This is a genomic window from Acidovorax sp. SUPP2539 (assembly GCF_030158975.1).
Taxonomy (GTDB): Bacteria; Pseudomonadota; Gammaproteobacteria; order Burkholderiales; family Burkholderiaceae_C; genus Paracidovorax.
The window spans coordinates 1,498,293-1,512,457 of record NZ_BQXJ01000001.1 but is presented as its reverse complement, the minus strand read 5'-3'; the positions used below and the strand labels follow the sequence as shown (position 1 = coordinate 1,512,457).

General features: G+C 71.8%; 16 protein-coding genes and 1 pseudogene. 9 read left to right on the top strand and 8 right to left on the bottom strand.

What is annotated here, in order from left to right; genetic code table 11:
* The first annotated feature begins 30 nt into the window (after window positions 1-30).
* The 3 genes and pseudogenes from AVTE2539_RS06905 (at window position 31) to AVTE2539_RS06895 (ending at window position 1,693) form a co-directional block, all read left to right on the top strand.
* A pseudogene (locus AVTE2539_RS06905) lies at window positions 31-800 on the top strand (pseudouridine synthase).
* Between the two features lie 184 nt (window positions 801-984).
* Window positions 985-1,488, top strand: a complete 504-nt coding sequence (locus AVTE2539_RS06900; protein ID WP_272569737.1) for an MgtC/SapB family protein — start codon at window positions 985-987, stop codon at window positions 1,486-1,488.
* 61 nt (window positions 1,489-1,549) lie between these two features.
* Window positions 1,550-1,693: a hypothetical protein gene (locus tag AVTE2539_RS06895; protein ID WP_272564027.1), complete on the top strand. Its 144-nt coding sequence runs from the start codon at window positions 1,550-1,552 to the stop codon at window positions 1,691-1,693.
* A 71-nt stretch (window positions 1,694-1,764) separates the two neighbouring features.
* On the opposite strand, the gene soxR is transcribed toward AVTE2539_RS06895, so the two are convergent.
* On the bottom strand, window positions 1,765-2,373 hold the full coding sequence (gene soxR / locus AVTE2539_RS06890) for a redox-sensitive transcriptional activator SoxR (RefSeq protein ID WP_502868874.1): 609 nt from the start codon (window positions 2,371-2,373) through the stop codon (window positions 1,765-1,767).
* A gap of 114 nt (window positions 2,374-2,487) precedes the next feature.
* On the opposite strand from soxR, the gene AVTE2539_RS06885 reads away from it, so the two are divergent.
* The 3 genes from AVTE2539_RS06885 to AVTE2539_RS06875 all read left to right on the top strand — a co-directional run bounded on the left by AVTE2539_RS06885 (window position 2,488) and on the right by AVTE2539_RS06875 (window position 4,728).
* Entirely contained in the window at window positions 2,488-3,024 is a 537-nt protein-coding gene (locus AVTE2539_RS06885; RefSeq protein ID WP_284409134.1) for a RidA family protein, read from the top strand.
* Window positions 3,025-3,090: 66 nt separating this feature from the next.
* Entirely contained in the window at window positions 3,091-4,335 is a 1,245-nt protein-coding gene (locus tag AVTE2539_RS06880; protein ID WP_502868873.1) for an MFS transporter, read from the top strand.
* Between the two features lie 135 nt (window positions 4,336-4,470).
* Window positions 4,471-4,728: a hypothetical protein gene (locus AVTE2539_RS06875; RefSeq protein ID WP_272564030.1), complete on the top strand. Its 258-nt coding sequence runs from the start codon at window positions 4,471-4,473 to the stop codon at window positions 4,726-4,728.
* Window positions 4,729-4,808: 80 nt separating this feature from the next.
* Here the strand turns inward: AVTE2539_RS06875 and AVTE2539_RS06870 are convergent, their stop codons facing one another.
* A complete protein-coding gene (locus AVTE2539_RS06870; protein ID WP_284409132.1) occupies window positions 4,809-5,741 on the bottom strand; it encodes a M14 family metallopeptidase in 933 nt (310 codons plus the stop codon).
* A 207-nt stretch (window positions 5,742-5,948) separates the two neighbouring features.
* Here AVTE2539_RS06870 and AVTE2539_RS06865 point away from each other — a divergent pair, with 207 nt between their 5' ends.
* Entirely contained in the window at window positions 5,949-7,625 is a 1,677-nt protein-coding gene (locus AVTE2539_RS06865) for a hypothetical protein (RefSeq protein ID WP_284409130.1), read from the top strand.
* 82 nt (window positions 7,626-7,707) lie between these two features.
* Here the strand turns inward: AVTE2539_RS06865 and ylqF are convergent, their stop codons facing one another.
* On the bottom strand, window positions 7,708-8,724 hold the full coding sequence (ylqF, locus tag AVTE2539_RS06860) for a ribosome biogenesis GTPase YlqF (RefSeq protein WP_284409128.1): 1,017 nt from the start codon (window positions 8,722-8,724) through the stop codon (window positions 7,708-7,710).
* 80 nt (window positions 8,725-8,804) lie between these two features.
* On the opposite strand from ylqF, the gene AVTE2539_RS06855 reads away from it, so the two are divergent.
* Together AVTE2539_RS06855 and AVTE2539_RS06850 are read left to right on the top strand one after the other, a co-directional pair.
* A complete protein-coding gene (locus AVTE2539_RS06855) occupies window positions 8,805-9,050 on the top strand; it encodes a hypothetical protein (RefSeq protein WP_272564034.1) in 246 nt (81 codons plus the stop codon).
* Window positions 9,051-9,067: 17 nt separating this feature from the next.
* Complete coding sequence (locus AVTE2539_RS06850; RefSeq protein ID WP_284409125.1) at window positions 9,068-9,304, top strand: oxidoreductase-like domain-containing protein; 237 nt, start codon at window positions 9,068-9,070, stop codon at window positions 9,302-9,304.
* A gap of 23 nt (window positions 9,305-9,327) precedes the next feature.
* On the opposite strand, the gene AVTE2539_RS06845 is transcribed toward AVTE2539_RS06850, so the two are convergent.
* Genes AVTE2539_RS06845 through AVTE2539_RS06825 form a run of 5 tightly spaced genes read right to left on the bottom strand, consistent with a single transcriptional unit; the run spans window position 9,328 to window position 14,153 of the window.
* A complete protein-coding gene (locus AVTE2539_RS06845) occupies window positions 9,328-10,392 on the bottom strand; it encodes an ABC transporter substrate-binding protein (protein ID WP_284409123.1) in 1,065 nt (354 codons plus the stop codon).
* A 12-nt stretch (window positions 10,393-10,404) separates the two neighbouring features.
* Entirely contained in the window at window positions 10,405-11,616 is a 1,212-nt protein-coding gene (locus AVTE2539_RS06840; RefSeq protein ID WP_284409122.1) for an NAD(P)/FAD-dependent oxidoreductase, read from the bottom strand.
* Complete coding sequence (locus AVTE2539_RS06835) at window positions 11,613-13,055, bottom strand: FAD-dependent oxidoreductase (RefSeq protein WP_284409120.1); 1,443 nt, start codon at window positions 13,053-13,055, stop codon at window positions 11,613-11,615. The genes AVTE2539_RS06840 and AVTE2539_RS06835 overlap by 4 nt, the downstream gene beginning before the upstream one ends.
* The gene (locus AVTE2539_RS06830; protein WP_284409118.1) at window positions 13,052-13,354 is read right to left on the bottom strand and encodes a (2Fe-2S)-binding protein; all 303 of its coding nucleotides are present in this window, start codon (window positions 13,352-13,354) and stop codon (window positions 13,052-13,054) included. Before AVTE2539_RS06830 ends, AVTE2539_RS06835 begins: the two co-directional genes overlap by 4 nt.
* Window positions 13,355-13,358: 4 nt before the next feature.
* Window positions 13,359-14,153 carry an ABC transporter permease gene (locus tag AVTE2539_RS06825; protein ID WP_284409116.1) on the bottom strand — a complete coding sequence of 265 codons (795 nt, stop codon included), beginning with the start codon at window positions 14,151-14,153 and terminating at the stop codon, window positions 13,359-13,361.
* Between the last annotated feature and the right edge of the window lie 12 nt (window positions 14,154-14,165).

Below are 14,165 nucleotides of genomic sequence, written 5' to 3'. Positions count from 1 at the left end.
CCCCGGCCCCATTCCCTTTTTTTGCACTGCATGTCCCCCCTGCACATTCTCTGGCGCGACGAGCACCTCGTCGCCGTGTACAAGCCCGCCGGCTGGCTGGTGCACCGCACGGGGCTGGACGCGGGCGAGACCCGCTTCGTCATGCAAACGCTGCGCGACCAGATCGGGCAGCACGTGTACCCGGTGCCCGGCTGGACAAGGGCACCTGCGGCGTGCTGGTGATGGCGCTGCACCCGGCAGCGGCGCGCACGCTGTCGCAGGCCTTCGAGCACCACGCGGTGCGCAAGCGCTACCTCGCCCTGGTGCGCGGCTGGATGCCCGATGCGGCCGAGGTGGACCACGCCCTGCGCCCCGACGACGCCCCGCCCGACGCCCCCGTGCAGGACGCCCACACCACGCTGCGCTGCCTGGCCCGGCTGGAACTGCCCGAGGCCGCCGACCCGCGCTTTCCCGGCACGCGCGCGTCGCTGGTGGAGGCCCGGCCCACCACCGGGCGGCGCCACCAGATCCGCCGCCACCTCAAGCACCTGGCGCACCCCATCCTGGGCGATGCCACGCACGGCAAGGGCCCGCTCAACCGCTGGTGGGCCGAGCGCCTGGGCCGCCAGCGGCTGTGGCTGCACGCCTGGCACCTGGGCCTGGCGCACCCGGTGACGTGCGAATGGCTGGCCCTGGACAGCGGGTTGCCCGACCCGTGGGCGGCCAGCCCCCCGACCGCCGCCACGGGTCCGCACCCCGCTGGCGATGCGCTCGACTGGCAGCAGCGCGTGCTCGCCCTGCCCTGGCGAGCGGCCGGATGATCGCCCAGTGCCAACGGCCGCGTCCTACCTGCGGTGTCGCCCGTGGCTGCTGGCAGGGGCGCGGTGCGGCCCCGACATTGGTCGGCGGTAGCGCGCCCCCGCACCCCGTCCTTTCATTTTTCATGAGGTATTTCCGGATGACCCAGACCCGCCCCCTTTCCCCCCTGCCGCGCGGAGCCCGTCGATGATGGGCTGGTGGGACCAGATCGCCACCACCGTGGCCGCCGAATTCTCCGACCTCACCGACCTGGGCCAGGCCACGCGCATCGTGGTGCGCCTGGGCATCGCGGGCCTGCTGGGCGGCCTGCTGGGCTGGGAGCGCGAGAACAAGGGCAAGGCCGCCGGCGTGCGCACCCACATGCTGGTGTCGATGGGCGCGGCCATGTTCGTGCTGGTGGCGCAGCAGGCCGGCATCAGCGCGGGGGACAACAGCCGCGTGCTGCAGGGCATCGTGGCCGGCGTGGGCTTCCTGGGCGCGGGCACCATCCTCAAGGGCGACGGCGAGAGCCAGGTCAAGGGCCTGACGACGGCCGCCGGCATCTGGCTCACCGCCGCCATCGGCGTGGCGGCCGGCCTGGGTCTGGAGGCCACGGCGGTGCTCAGCACGCTGCTGGCGCTGGCGATCTTCAGCGCCGTTCCGCTGCTGCAGCGCCTGACGGAACGCGACAGCCACCCGGACACCAAGTAGCGGCCTTCGGCGTGTACCATCGCGCCACGGTCCCATCCGGCGACCCGCAACGGAGCACTCCATGGCCAAAGGCGAACAGCGCAGCAACAAGATGGCGAAGAAACCCAAGAAGGACACTTCGCCCCCCAAGGAAGGAAGCGGTTCCGACCGCCCCATGGCCCCCATCACCGCAGTGATGCCGCGCGGCAAACTGAAGAACAAGTAACGGCAACGGCCCACGGCCCCACCGGAGCCGGGCCCTGCCGCCCGACCCACCCACAGCGGCCTGCCCTGGTTTCACGGCGCAGGCCGCTGTTTTTTCTTCTTGGGCGCGGGCCAGATCCACTGCGGCATGGCGGGTGCCTCGGGTGCGGCGGCCGCCGCAGCGGCAGCCGCAGGGGCCGCTGCCGCCTCGAAATGCGGCCCCGGGCCGGCCTGGGCCAGCAGGTCCTGCGCGTTGCGCAGCGGGCAGTCCTTGAGCGACAGGCACCCGCAGCCGATGCAGCCGTCGAGCTGGTCCCGCAGCTGCGTCAGCATGCGGATGCGGTCTTCCAGATCGCTCTTCCACGCCGCGGACATGCGCCGCCAGTCCGTCGCCGTCGGCGTGCGCCCCTGCGGCAATGCCTGCAAGGCTTCGGCAATGCCGGACAGCGGCACGCCCATGCGCTGGGCCACCTTGATGACCGCCACGCGCCGCAGCACCGATCGCGGATAGCGCCGCTGGTTGCCCGTGCTGCGCACGCTGGCGATGAGCCCCTTCGATTCGTAGAAATGCAGCGCCGACACCGCCAGCCCGCTGCGCGCGGCGACTTCGCCGACCGTCAGTTCGGGTGTGGGGCCGGGCACGGCGGGGGCTGCCGCTGGGGGTGTGGAACGGGGCGTACGGGCAGAGTGGGCTGGTGGCATGGCAAGTGTCGGGAGCGAAGCGGTGACTGCAAAAGTCGAAAAGTCGCACAGGGTTGACCTCAAGTTTAGTTGAGGTTTGATACTGCCCACTTTCCACTTCATCCCCACCGGTCCATGTCCCTCGCCACCGCGCCTGCCCCAACCGCTCCGTCCGCCGCCACCCCCTCCGCACCCGCGCTGCAGCCCCACGGCCCGGCCGCTGCCGCGTACGTTCCGCCACCCGGCGGCCAGCGCGCCACGCCGCTCGCCGTGTCCTTCCTCAACCCGGCCGGCCTGTATGACCCGCGCCCCAATGGCTATTCGCACCTGGCTGTGGCGCAAGGCGCGGCGCGCACGGTGCACGTGGCCGGACAGGGCGGTGAAGATGTGCAGGGCCGGCTGGCCGACGGTTTCGCGCAGCAGGTCGCCCAGGCCCTGGCCAACCTCGGCACTGCACTCGCCGCGGCCGGCGCGCGGCCCCAGGACGTGGCCAAGCTCACGGTGCTCATCGTGGACCACAGCGAGCAGCGGCTGCACACCTTCGGCCAGGCCCTGATGGCGATGTGGGCCGGCGCCCCGGCGCCCGCCTGCACGCTGATTCCCGTGCCGCGCCTGGCGCTCGACGGCATGCTGTTCGAGATCGATGCCCTCGCCTACGTGCCTGCCGGCTGACCGGCCGCCGCTTCCAGCCACTCCATCCCGCCACCTTCGCGCCCGCCTCCGAGAATCCCGCCCCGCATGCCACCCCGTACCCTGCCCGCCGCCCCATCCTCCTCCCGCCCCGACACGTCGGCGGGCCTGTCCACTCCCGTGCTGCTGCTGATGGCGGTGGCCTGCGGCCTGTGCGCGGGCGCCAACTACTTCAACCAGCCGCTGCTGCACTCCATCGCCGTGCACCTGCAGGTGTCCGAGGGCACGGCCGCGCTGACCGTCACCTTCGCGCAGGTGGCCTACGCGGTCGGCTTGCTGCTGCTGGTGCCGCTGGGCGACAAGCTGGAGCGGCGGCGGCTGATCGCCACGCTCATGGTGCTGGCGGCGGCGGGGCTGTTCCTGAGCGGGTTTGCCGACCGCTTCGCGCTGCTGGCGCTGGGCACGCTCATGACCGGGCTGTTCTCGGTGGCGGCGCAGGTGCTGGTGCCCATGGCGGCCGCGCTGGCCGCGCCCGGGCGCAGCGGGCAGGCCGTGGGCCTGGTGATGAGCGGGCTGCTCACCGGCATCCTGGCCGCACGCAGCGTGGCGGGCCTGCTGTCGGGCCTGGGCGGCTGGAACCTGGTCTACCGCGTGGGCGGCGTGGCCCTGCTGGTGGTGGCCGCGGCGCTGTGGTTCGCCCTGCCCACGCTGCGCAACCCCCACCCGCCGAGCTACGGGCAGGTGCTGCGCTCGCTGGGCACGCTCGCGCGGCGACACCCGCGGCTGCGCAGCCGGGCACTGCTGGGCGGGCTGTCGTTCGCCTCGGTGAGCGTGCTGTTCTCCACCATGGCCCTGATGCTGGCCGGCCCCGCCCACCGCATGGGCGATGCGCAGATCGGGCTGGTCGGCCTGGCGGGCGTGGCCGGGGCGCTGATGGCCAACGTGGCCGGCCGACTGGCGGACCAGGGGCGCGAGCAGCTCACCACCCGCGTGTCGGTGCTGCTGGTGCTGGCCAGTTGGGCGGCGCTGTGGCTGGGCGGCACGTCCATCGTGTGGTTCCTGGTGGGCATGCTGGCGATCGACCTGGCGCTGCAGGGCGTGCACATCAGCAACCAGAACGTGATCTACCAGTTGGCCCCCGAGGCCCGTTCGCGCCTGAACGCGGTCTACATGACCACCTACTTCACCGGGGCGGCGCTGGGCTCGGCGCTCGGCTCCGCCGCCTGGCAGCGCGGCGGGTGGAGCGCCGCGTGCCTGGCCGGCGTGGGGGTGGCGGGGCTCAACGCCCTGGCGATGGTGCACGACGCCCGGCTGGCGCGGGGTGCGCCGGCTCCGGCCGCGCCGCCGGCCTGACGCCTTCGGGCGGCGATTCTTGCACCGCAGCAATTCGGGAACGGGTCCGACACGGCGGCCCTGGCGCCTGCCATGTAATGGGTTTCAGCTGCGCGGGTTCCGTGCAGCCCCCGCAACCCCGAGGAGGACCATCCCATGAAGCAACACGCCACCATCCGCGGAGAAGTCACGTACCGCGAAGGCGACGGCATGCCGATCGCCATTCCCGAGGGCCCGGTCGAACTCGCCCACGCCCCCGACAGCGTGACACTGAGCTGGACGGCGGACAACGACGCCGCCGGCTTGGCCGCCATGCCGCGCGACCAGTACGAGCTCTACGTGCAGGACGGCAAGATCCTGCCCAAGGGCGGCCAGGCGGAGCAGGAAGACCACGTGGCCCCGGCCAGCGCCTGACCTCCCCCGCCATTTCATGACCCAACCGCTGCAGCGGCGGCCGCCCCCGCCGCCGCTGCACGCCATTCTCAACTTCAGACTCAGGGCACGGGGCGGGTGAGGTACACCGCCTCGCGGCCCACGATGGGCGCGCGCGTGGGCATCATCACCGTACAGCCGTCGCACAGCGCGCGTATCCCCTGCGCGCCGTCGGTGGCGATCAGCTCGCCCTCGGCAAACACCTCGAACCCCACCAGCGGCCGCGTGAAGCGGAACTCCGGCGTCGTCACCATGCAGGTTTGGAGCAGTTCGTAGCGGCGCTGCGGACCGGGCGCAGGGCGCTCGCGTTCGATCAGCCCGAAGTACCCCAGAAAATCCAGCGCCGCCGTGGTCGCGACCTCGCCCGCGGACTTCAGGAAGTGCTGCCCGCATTCGACCACCAGCCCCGTGCCCGCACCGCCCGCCTCGCCCAGGCGGCCGTGCTGGATCAGCGGCGTGCCCGACCCCAGCCCGCTGGGCATGAGCAGGTGCACGCCCGGCCGGCCGATGGCGCAGGCCACTTCGGTATTGCGCGAATAGGCGGGGTACACCCAGAACGGCTCGACGTCCTGGCTGGTGGAGTGGATGTCCAGCACGTGGTCGGCCGCGGCCACCACGGGGCGCAGCTCGCGCGCGCGGCGCATCTCGATGCTGTCCAGGCTGCCGTCCAGCTCGGCCGCCGACCACACGCGGTTGAGGTTGTGGTCGATCTGGCGGCTGTCGAACGGCCGGCTTTCGTCGAACGACTCGTAGGCCTGCACGTTGGCGAAACTGATGGTGAGCGTGCCCTTCAACGGGCGCACGCCGCTGTCCAGCAGGTGCGTGGCGGCCACCATGCCGCAGATCTCGTTGCCATGCGTGAGCGCATTGATGAGCACGTGCGGCCCGGGCTGGCCCGAGGCGAAACGGTGCACGTAGGGGATGCCGGTGTTGCCCTCGCGGTAGGCGGACAGGTCGCGGGGCAGGACTTCGAACAGGGGCGGGGTGAGGGTCATCGCGGTGCGGTGGAGGGCGCCATCGGCTGCGGCGGCCCGTCCGGGTGAAGGTGGTGGGGAAGCCGGTCATCGTAGCCGCACCGCGCGGCCTTTGCAGGGCCCGGCGCGGTCCCCGTCACGCCATGCCGGACACCGGAATGGCGCTCTTGTACGATCGCCGGCACCGGCCCCGCCCTGGGGGCCGCCCGCGCAACCCATACCCTGTCCATGACCCCGCCCTCCATCACGTGGCTCCCGCTCGCGCAAGCGCATGCGCGCTGGCCCGGCGGCTGGCGCGAGGCATTGGCCAAGGCGCACGGCGCGGCCCCGCCGCTCGCGGACGCCCGCCTGGTGTGCTGCGTGGAAGGCCCTCTTTCGCTGCCCGAACTGGCCTGGGATGGGACAGCACACTGGCCGCCCGGCACGTTGGCGGATGCCTTTGCCCTGCCTGCCGGCGCCCCCGCACCCGCACTGCTGCTGGTGCAGGGCGACCTGCACGTGGCGGGCGCCGTCACCGCCCCCGCACCGGGCATGGCCGCCCCGGCCCTGGTGGTGTGCGGTGATGCGCACTGGGGGCATGCGGTGCTGGAGGGCATGCCGGTGGTCATCACCGGCGACCTGCAGGTGGACGGGCTGCTGTGGGGCGGCGGTGCCGATCCGGCCGAGGCGGGTGCAACCGGGCCCGGCCTCGAGGTCGGCGGCTCGCTCGGCGCACAGGTGGCGCTGTTCACCGGCGGCTACAGCCTGCGCACGGGCGGCGAGGACCGGGTGGCCTACCCCTTCGGCGCCCCGTTCGGCGGCCACGACCTGGCGGCATTCTCTGCGGAGCCGCTCGCCGCCGTCTTCGATCCCGCGTGCCTGCACGGCCTGGCCGTGGGCGAGGACGGCCGCCTGGGCGCCCTGCCCGACCGCGCCGCCGTGCGGGCCGCCCTGCGCGCCGGCCGGCCCGTGCTGCGCAGCCCCGACGCGATCGCCGCCGACCTGGCCAGCGACACCGCGCTGTGCCCGGGCGGCGCCATGCACGCCAGCCACCTGCGCCAGCTGCTGCGGTCCCGCCTGCTCGATGCCGCCCACAAGAAAGCCACCGGCTGGTTCGGCCAGACCGACTTTCTGCTGTGCCGCCAGCACGTGGACGACGAGGGCGACACCTACGGCAACGGCCTGTTCATGACCGTGTGGAAGACCTGGGACTTTCACCTGTCCATCGACGATGGCACCGCACGCCAGGGCTGGTGGCAGCGGCTGACCGCCCGCCTGCGCGCGCCGCCGCCACCGCCCCGCAGCGACGGCCTGGCCGTCATGCACCGGCGTTATGCCGCAGGCGTGCCCGGCCCCTGGGAACCGCTGGCCGAGGATGGGGATCCCGCCGCGCTGCAGGCCTGCCTGCACGCATGGCACGGCGTGCTCGACCACGCCCGCCGGGCCGCGGCCCAGTCACGCGCCGGCCACCCCGTGTGGCGGCGGCTGGAGGCGGCATTGTCCCCCGAGCGCATCGAGACACTGGCGCAGTTGCCGGTGTTCACCGAGCAATACAACGACTGGTGGGGCACCGAGCGCAACGGCTGGTGGGAGGGCGACGTGTGGGTCGGCGTGCGCCAGCCCTGCATGCACCAGGGCGAGCCCTGGGGCCTGGCCCTCAAGCTGAGCTGGCGCAACGGCACCGAGGCGCCGGGCGACGCGCCCGACGACGCGCACGCCGCCTACCAGCTGGAGATCGAGGCCGCCGCCCCCGGCGCGCCGCCGGTGGTGCGCATCACCTGCGCCCAGCGGCAGTCCGACCCTCGCCAACCGCTGCCACGCCACGCCGTGGACCATGCGGCGCGCCTGCTGCGCTGGTTCACGGTGCTGGAGCAGCGCCTGCATGCGGCGCACGGGGGTACGGCGCAGAGCGGTGATATCGCCTGATTTGCTATCTATTTAATAGCAATACAGGCAATCGATACTAGGGCATGGGCCCGTTTTGACTCAAAACCGGCAGGCCCGGGCTTCAATCCCCGCCGCCGTCCCCGCCCCCATCGCCATCGCTCTCCGGCGCCTGCGAATCGTCCGGGCCATTGCCATCGTCGCCACCCCGGCTGCCGCGTTTGTTGCGGCCCCGGGCTTCCTTCCTGGCGGCGCGCAGAGCCTCCTGCCGGGCGCCCTCGGCCTGCCAGACCTCGAACTCCTCGGGCGTCTCCAGCGTGATGCGGCCCAGGATGGCGGTGCGGAAGTCCGTCATCACCAGCTCGGCCGCCTTCTGCAGGTTGACGCGGCCGCCTGCCATGATGGCGCCGCGCTTGCGGGCCACGGCCTCCAGGATCTCTTCGTCCTGCAGGTTGCCCACCGCGCCCGCCGGCAGGCCCAGCTTGTAGCGCGCCTCCATCAGCGGCACGTAGTGCTGCTTGAGGTAGCCGATCAGCTCCAGCGCCACTTCTTCCTCGTCGTAGGCATTGCGGCCGATGGCGCCGCTGGCGGCCAGCTTGAAGCCGCTTTCGGGCACGGTGATGCGCGGCCACAGCATGCCGGGCGTGTCCCACAGGTAGAAGTCGTCGGCCAGCGTGATGCGCTGCTCCAGCTTGGTGATGCCGGCCTCGTCGCCCGTCTTGGCCTGGCTTTTCTTGCTGAGCGTGTTGATGAGCGTGGACTTGCCCACGTTGGGAATGCCGCAGATCAGCACCCGCATGGGCTTGGCCATGCCGCCGCGCTGCGGCGCCAGTTGGTGACAGGCGTCGATGAGGCGCCGCGCCGGCGCGGGCTCGGAGGCATCGAGCGCGATGGCGCGCGTCTCCGACCGGGCGTTGTACCAGTCCAGCCACAGCGGCGTGCGCGCGGGGTCGGCCACGTCCTGCTTGTTGAGCACCTTGACCGCCGGCTTGTGCCCGGTCAGCTCGGCCAGCAACGGGTTGCTGCTGGAGCCGGGCAGGCGCGCATCCAGCAGTTCGATCACCACGTCGATGTCCTTGATGCGCTCGCCGATCGCCTTGCGCGTGAGGTGCATGTGACCGGGAAACCACTGGATGGCCATGGAGAGTCTTTCGCTTTTTTGAGGGGGTTCGAGGGCGACAAGGATAATCGGCCCTGTCTTCACCTTCCGCATTGGCCTACATGCCCCTTCCCCCACCCCCCGTTCACCGCCCCGATCAGAAGCACGACAAGGAGTTGCTGTTCAAGGGCGTGACCTGCGCGCTCATCGGCCTCATCGTGCTGCTGGCACCCTACGTGGCGCGGTCGTCCAGCGTGGCGGACATGATGCGGCAGGCCTCCCTGGTGGGCTGGTTCGCCCTGGTGCTGGGCGGCGCGTTCCTCGTGCGCTACGCCATGCGCCGCTATGGGGGCCGCCGCCGCTACTGACGGCGCGGGACGATGCGATGACCGAAGTCGCCACCGACCTGGCCCGCGCACGCGCCGGGTTCGCCGCGCTGCAGGCCCGCGCGCAATCCCATGCGGTGGCGCTGCGCCCGCCCCCGGCGGAGCCCACCACCTGCTGCGGCCGCGGCTGCAACGGCTGTGTCTGGGAGGGCTTCTACGCCGCGGCCGAATGGTGGCGGCAGGATGCACTGGAGGCGCTCCAAGCCGCGGCCACCGAAGCCGCCCCACCGGGCTGACGGCACCCCGACCGCCTTCGACCTCAGCGCTCGATCGTCTTGTTCCAGCGCGCGTTCCATGCAGGGCGGCTGGCATTCACGCTGTCCCAATCCAGGGTCACCGCGTTCTTCATCCACTGGTTGATCTTGGCCACCTGCCCGGCACTCTCGCCCGCGGCGGGGGCCTTGGGGTTGGTGGGGATCTGCGCGCCGAACTGCAATACGTTGGCCTGCGCCAGCGGGCTCAACAAAAACTCGGCGAGCTTCTGTGCCAGTTCGGGCTCGCTGTTCTTGGCGATCACGCACTGGGCGGTGAGCAGCACGACCGAGCCCTCCTTGGGCTGGGCGTATTCCACCGGAATGCCCTTGGTCTTGAGAGCCTCCACCGCGGTGGGCGTGAGCGGGAAGATCGCGGCCTCGCCCGTCTGCACCATCTCGGAAATCTTGGCCGAGCTGGGGATGTACTCCAGCACGTTCGGCCCGATGGTCTTGGCCCAGTTGCTGAAGCCCGGCTCCACGTTCTTGTCGTTGCCGCCCTGGATGCGGTTGAACATCAAAAAGCCGTGCAGCCCGAACGACGACGACGGCATGGACTGGAACACCACCTTGCCCTTGTATTTGGGGTCGGCGAAGTCCATCCACGACGTGGGCGCCGCCCAGCCCTTCTCGGCGAACATCTTGGTGTTGTAGGCGATGCCGGTCATGCCCACGCTCACGCCGCTGGCCAGATCGTCCTTGAAGCGCGCCGCAGGGTACAGGTCGGCCAGGTTGGGGTTGGGCCTTTGCTTTTCGCACAGGCCCATGCCCATGGCGCGCACCATGATGCCGTCGTCCAGGAACATCACGTGCATCTGCGGCCTGTCCTTGTTGGCCTGCGCCTTGGCCAGGATGTCGGAGGAGGTGCCCGGCACCACCACGACTTTCACGCCATGCAGCTTCTCGAAGGCCGGAAAGACGTATTGCGTATAGGCCTTCTCCATGGTGCCGCCGTTCATGCCGATGTAGAGCGTCTTGGTCTGCGCGGCGGCCCCCGCGGTAAGGACTGCCAGCACGGCGGCAGCCCCCAGTGGGCGGAGCAGCGTGCGCGAGGAGCGGATGGCGAAGGTCATGGGTCTTTCCTTTCAGTGGGGAACGGAGGGGGCGGGGGTCGGTTCAGTCGGTGCGGGGCTCCGCGGCGGGCGGTCCGGCTCGGCCGCCGCTTGCATGCCGAAACGGTCGATGGCGAAGGCGTCAATGGATGTGGTGCTGCGTCCGTCGCGCGCCAGTTCGGCCAGCACCTCGCCCACTGCGGGGCCGATCTGGAAACCCGCGCCGGCAAAGCCGAAGCCGTGAATCAACCCGGGCGTGGTGCGGCTCGCCGACAGCACCGGCTGGCGATCGGGCAGGTAGCCCTCGGTGCCGCTCCAGGTGCGAATGAAGTGCGCGTTCTTCAGGGCCGGCAGCAGTTCCACCGCCTGCACGCCCAGCGCGGCGATGGCGCCGCGCTCCGAACGGGCGCGATCGGCATCCACCGCAAAGCCCGATCCACCGCCCAGCACCAGATTGCCCCGCGCCACCTGGCGGCAGTAGATGCCGCCGCCCTCCACGCCCAGACTCCAGTGCATGAAAAAGGGCAGCGGCTCGGTCACCGCCATGGCCGGGTGGCCGGAATGCAGAGGCACCGCCTCGCCGAACTGCGCGGCCAGCGGCCCGGCCCAGGCGCCCGCGCAGTTGAGCAGCACCGACGCGCGCACCTGCAGCACGGTGCCCGAGCGCAGCGTGAACCGCTGCCCGTCGTGCGCGACCTCGGTCAGCGGGGTGCGCTCGAAAATCTGCGCGCCCGCGCGCCGGGCGGCCAGCGCGAACGCGGGCGACACCAGGCGCGGGTTGGCCTGCCCGTCGTCGGGGCAGAGCGACCCGCCCACGGCGCGCCCGCCCAGCCAGGGGCAGCGCTCGCGCAGCGTGGCGCCCGACACCAGTTGAATGCCGAGGCCGAAATCGCGGCTCAGGTCGGCGTATTGCTCCAGCGCGGCCATGTCGGCCTCGCTTCGCCCGATCTTGAAATGCCCGCTACGCAGGTATTCGCCGTCGGTGCCGACCAGCTCGGGCAGGCGTGCCCAGATCTCGTGCGCGCGCTGGGCCAGCGGCAGCTGGCTCAAGGGCCGGCCCTGCCGTCGCACGCCGCCGTAGTTGACGCCGCTGGAGCGCGAGCCGCACAGGTCACGCTCCAGCAGCACCACGGCCACGCCCCGGCGGCGCAGCGCCAGCGCAGCCGAAGCGCCGACAATGCCGCCGCCCACGATGGCGACGTCGGTGTCCACGGTACGGGGTCCCGTCGTCCGGGGGGCGGTCATGCAGCGGGCTCCACGGCGGCGTCCTGCTCTGCCGGGCGAACCTGCAGATGGATCGGAATGGGCTTGATCGGCGCCTGCCCGCGCAGACGGCCCACCAGCTCCACCGGCCGGCCCGTGGCACGCGCCAGTATTTCAGCGGCGGCCACGCCGCACATGCGGCCCTGGCAGCGGCCCATGCCCACGCGGGTCAGCGCCTTCAAGCGGTTCATCTCGTCGGCCCCGGCATCGCGGGCACAGGCCCGCAACTCGCCCGCGGTGACGTGCTCGCAGCGGCACACCACCACGTCGTCGGGCGCCTGCGCCGCCCAGTGGACAGGGAAAGGAAACGCCCGCTCCAGCCCGCGCCGGAACCGCACCAGGCCCGCCAGTCGGCGCTCCAGGGTGGCAGCGCGGGCCGGATCCACCGCCATGCCCAGGTCGGCCAGCAACGCCAGCGCGGCGCGTTCGCCCGCCCACTCGGCGGCGTCCGCGCCTTGGATACCGGCGCCATCGCCCGCCAGGTAAACGCCCGGCACGCTGGAGCGGCCTGAGCTGTCGCGCTCGGGCAGGTGGGCGCGCTGCAGGGGAGCCCAGGCGAAGCGGCAGCCCAGCAGGTCGGCCAGTTGCGTTTCGGACCGCAGGGCGTAGCCGAAGCCGACCGCGTCGCAGGGCACGGTGCGCTCCTGATGGCCGTCGTCCCAGACCACGCCCGCCACGCGCGCGGCATCGGCAGGGCCTTCGCCGCCCAGGATGCGAACGGGCTGCACGCCGGTGTGCACCGGCACGCCATGCGCGCGCAGCCAGCCCACGTAATACAGGCCCTTGGCCAGCACGGCCGGCTGCGCCAGCATGCCGGGCAGCGCGGCGCACTGGTCGGCGAAGCGCGCGGTGTCCAGCACGGCTGCCACCTTCACGCCCGCCCCGGCGCCGGCTTTCGCATATTGGTAGGCCACCAGGTACAGCAGCGGGCCGGTGCCCATCAGCACCACGCTGCGCCCGATGGTGCAGCCCTGGAACTTGAGCGCGACCTGCGCGCCGCCCAGCGTGTACACGCCCGGCAGCGTCCAGCCCGGCAGAGGCAGCACGCGGTCGGTGGCGCCGCTGGCCACGATCAGCGGGCCGTGCGCCACCGAGCGCGTGGTCTGCGTGGGGCCGTGCAGCACGTCCAGCACGCCGCCGTGCGCGTTCCACACCAGGCTGTCGGGCTGGTAATCGATGCGCCCGAGCAGGCCGTCGAGCGCGCTGTGCAGCGCGGTGGCGCGCGCCGCTTCGGTGCCGTACAGCGTGTGCGCGGTGCGCTCGAAGTGGGCGGGTGGGCGGCGGTAGATCTGCCCGCCGCCGCGCGCGGCCTCGTCGATCAGCACGGGCCGCAGGCCGTGCGCGGCCAGGGTCTGCGCGGCGCGGATGCCGGCGGGGCCGGCGCCCACGATCACGGGGGGCAAGGGATTGCTGGCGGTCATGCCGTGCCCTCGCCAGTGATCAGGGCCATGCCGGCCACCACGAAGGTGGAGCAGGCGCGCAGCCGTTCGCCGCCGGCCGTTTGCACCCAGCAGTCCTGGCAGGCGCCCATGAGGCAGAACCCCGCGCGCGGCTCGTGGCTGAACTCGTTGCGGCGCAGCCGGGCGCGGTGGGTCAGGATGGCGGTCAGCACCGTGTCGCCCTGCAAGGCCGTGGCGGGCTCGCCGTCCAGCGTGAAGAACAAGGGTGCGCGGTGCGTTTCAGCCACGCGGTGCAGCAATGCGGTGGGGGTTGCAGCCATGGCGTTACTTGCGCCCCACCAGCACGCGGTCCAGGCCATAGACCCGGTCCAGCAGCACCATGGCGCAGGCGGTGAGCGCCACCATCAGCGCCGACACGGCGGCCATCAGCGGGTCGATCGACTCGGTGGCGTACATGTACATGCGCACCGGCAGCGTCACCGTGCTGGGCGAGGTCACGAAGATCGACATGGTCACCTCGTCGAAACTGTTGATGAACGCCAGCAGCCAGCCCCCCGTCACGCCCGGCAGGATCATGGGCAGCGTGATGCGCGTGAACACCGTGGCCTGGCTGGCTCCCAGCGACAGCGCCGCGTGCTCGGCGCTGCGGTCGAACCCCACCAGCGCCGCCACCACCAGACGCAAGGTGTAGGGCGTGACGATGAGCGCATGCGCCGCCACCAGCCAGCCGAAGCTGCCCGTGCCGCCCGTCAGCGCGAACAGGCGCAGCAGCGCCACGCCCAGCACCAGGTGCGGAATGATCAGCGGCGACAGGAACAGCCCGTTCAAGAACCCGCGCCCCGCGAACTCGTAACGCGTGATAGCGATGCCCGCAGGCACGGCCAGCACGGTTGCCAGCGTGGCCGAGGCCAGCGCCAGCCACAGGCTGTTCCAGAACGACTGCATGAAGTCCGGGTGCTCGAACACGGCCCTGAACCAGCGCAGCGAGAACTGGGTGGTCGGCAGCGTGAGCGTGTTGTGCGGCGTGAACGCCACGATGCACACCACCACCAGCGGGGCGAGCATGAAGGTGATGACCAGGGCGTTGAACGCCAAGGCGATGGGGCCGTTCTTGTTCATGGATCAGGACTC

What these genes read in the sequence shown, in the direction of transcription:
- AVTE2539_RS06900 (WP_272569737.1), top strand. Translation starts at nt 985, where the DNA reads ATGATGGGCTGGTGGGACCAGATCGCCACCACCGTGGCCGCCGAATTC.
- AVTE2539_RS06895 (WP_272564027.1), top strand. Translation starts at nt 1,550, where the DNA reads ATGGCCAAAGGCGAACAGCGCAGCAACAAGATGGCGAAGAAACCCAAG.
- soxR (WP_502868874.1), bottom strand. Translation starts at nt 2,373, where the DNA reads ATGCCACCAGCCCACTCTGCCCGTACGCCCCGTTCCACACCCCCAGCG.
- AVTE2539_RS06885 (WP_284409134.1), top strand. Translation starts at nt 2,488, where the DNA reads ATGTCCCTCGCCACCGCGCCTGCCCCAACCGCTCCGTCCGCCGCCACC.
- AVTE2539_RS06880 (WP_502868873.1), top strand. Translation starts at nt 3,091, where the DNA reads ATGCCACCCCGTACCCTGCCCGCCGCCCCATCCTCCTCCCGCCCCGAC.
- AVTE2539_RS06875 (WP_272564030.1), top strand. Translation starts at nt 4,471, where the DNA reads ATGAAGCAACACGCCACCATCCGCGGAGAAGTCACGTACCGCGAAGGC.
- AVTE2539_RS06870 (WP_284409132.1), bottom strand. Translation starts at nt 5,741, where the DNA reads ATGACCCTCACCCCGCCCCTGTTCGAAGTCCTGCCCCGCGACCTGTCC.
- AVTE2539_RS06865 (WP_284409130.1), top strand. Translation starts at nt 5,949, where the DNA reads ATGACCCCGCCCTCCATCACGTGGCTCCCGCTCGCGCAAGCGCATGCG.
- ylqF (WP_284409128.1), bottom strand. Translation starts at nt 8,724, where the DNA reads ATGGCCATCCAGTGGTTTCCCGGTCACATGCACCTCACGCGCAAGGCG.
- AVTE2539_RS06855 (WP_272564034.1), top strand. Translation starts at nt 8,805, where the DNA reads ATGCCCCTTCCCCCACCCCCCGTTCACCGCCCCGATCAGAAGCACGAC.
- AVTE2539_RS06850 (WP_284409125.1), top strand. Translation starts at nt 9,068, where the DNA reads ATGACCGAAGTCGCCACCGACCTGGCCCGCGCACGCGCCGGGTTCGCC.
- AVTE2539_RS06845 (WP_284409123.1), bottom strand. Translation starts at nt 10,392, where the DNA reads ATGACCTTCGCCATCCGCTCCTCGCGCACGCTGCTCCGCCCACTGGGG.
- AVTE2539_RS06840 (WP_284409122.1), bottom strand. Translation starts at nt 11,616, where the DNA reads ATGACCGCCCCCCGGACGACGGGACCCCGTACCGTGGACACCGACGTC.
- AVTE2539_RS06835 (WP_284409120.1), bottom strand. Translation starts at nt 13,055, where the DNA reads ATGACCGCCAGCAATCCCTTGCCCCCCGTGATCGTGGGCGCCGGCCCC.
- AVTE2539_RS06830 (WP_284409118.1), bottom strand. Translation starts at nt 13,354, where the DNA reads ATGGCTGCAACCCCCACCGCATTGCTGCACCGCGTGGCTGAAACGCAC.
- AVTE2539_RS06825 (WP_284409116.1), bottom strand. Translation starts at nt 14,153, where the DNA reads ATGAACAAGAACGGCCCCATCGCCTTGGCGTTCAACGCCCTGGTCATC.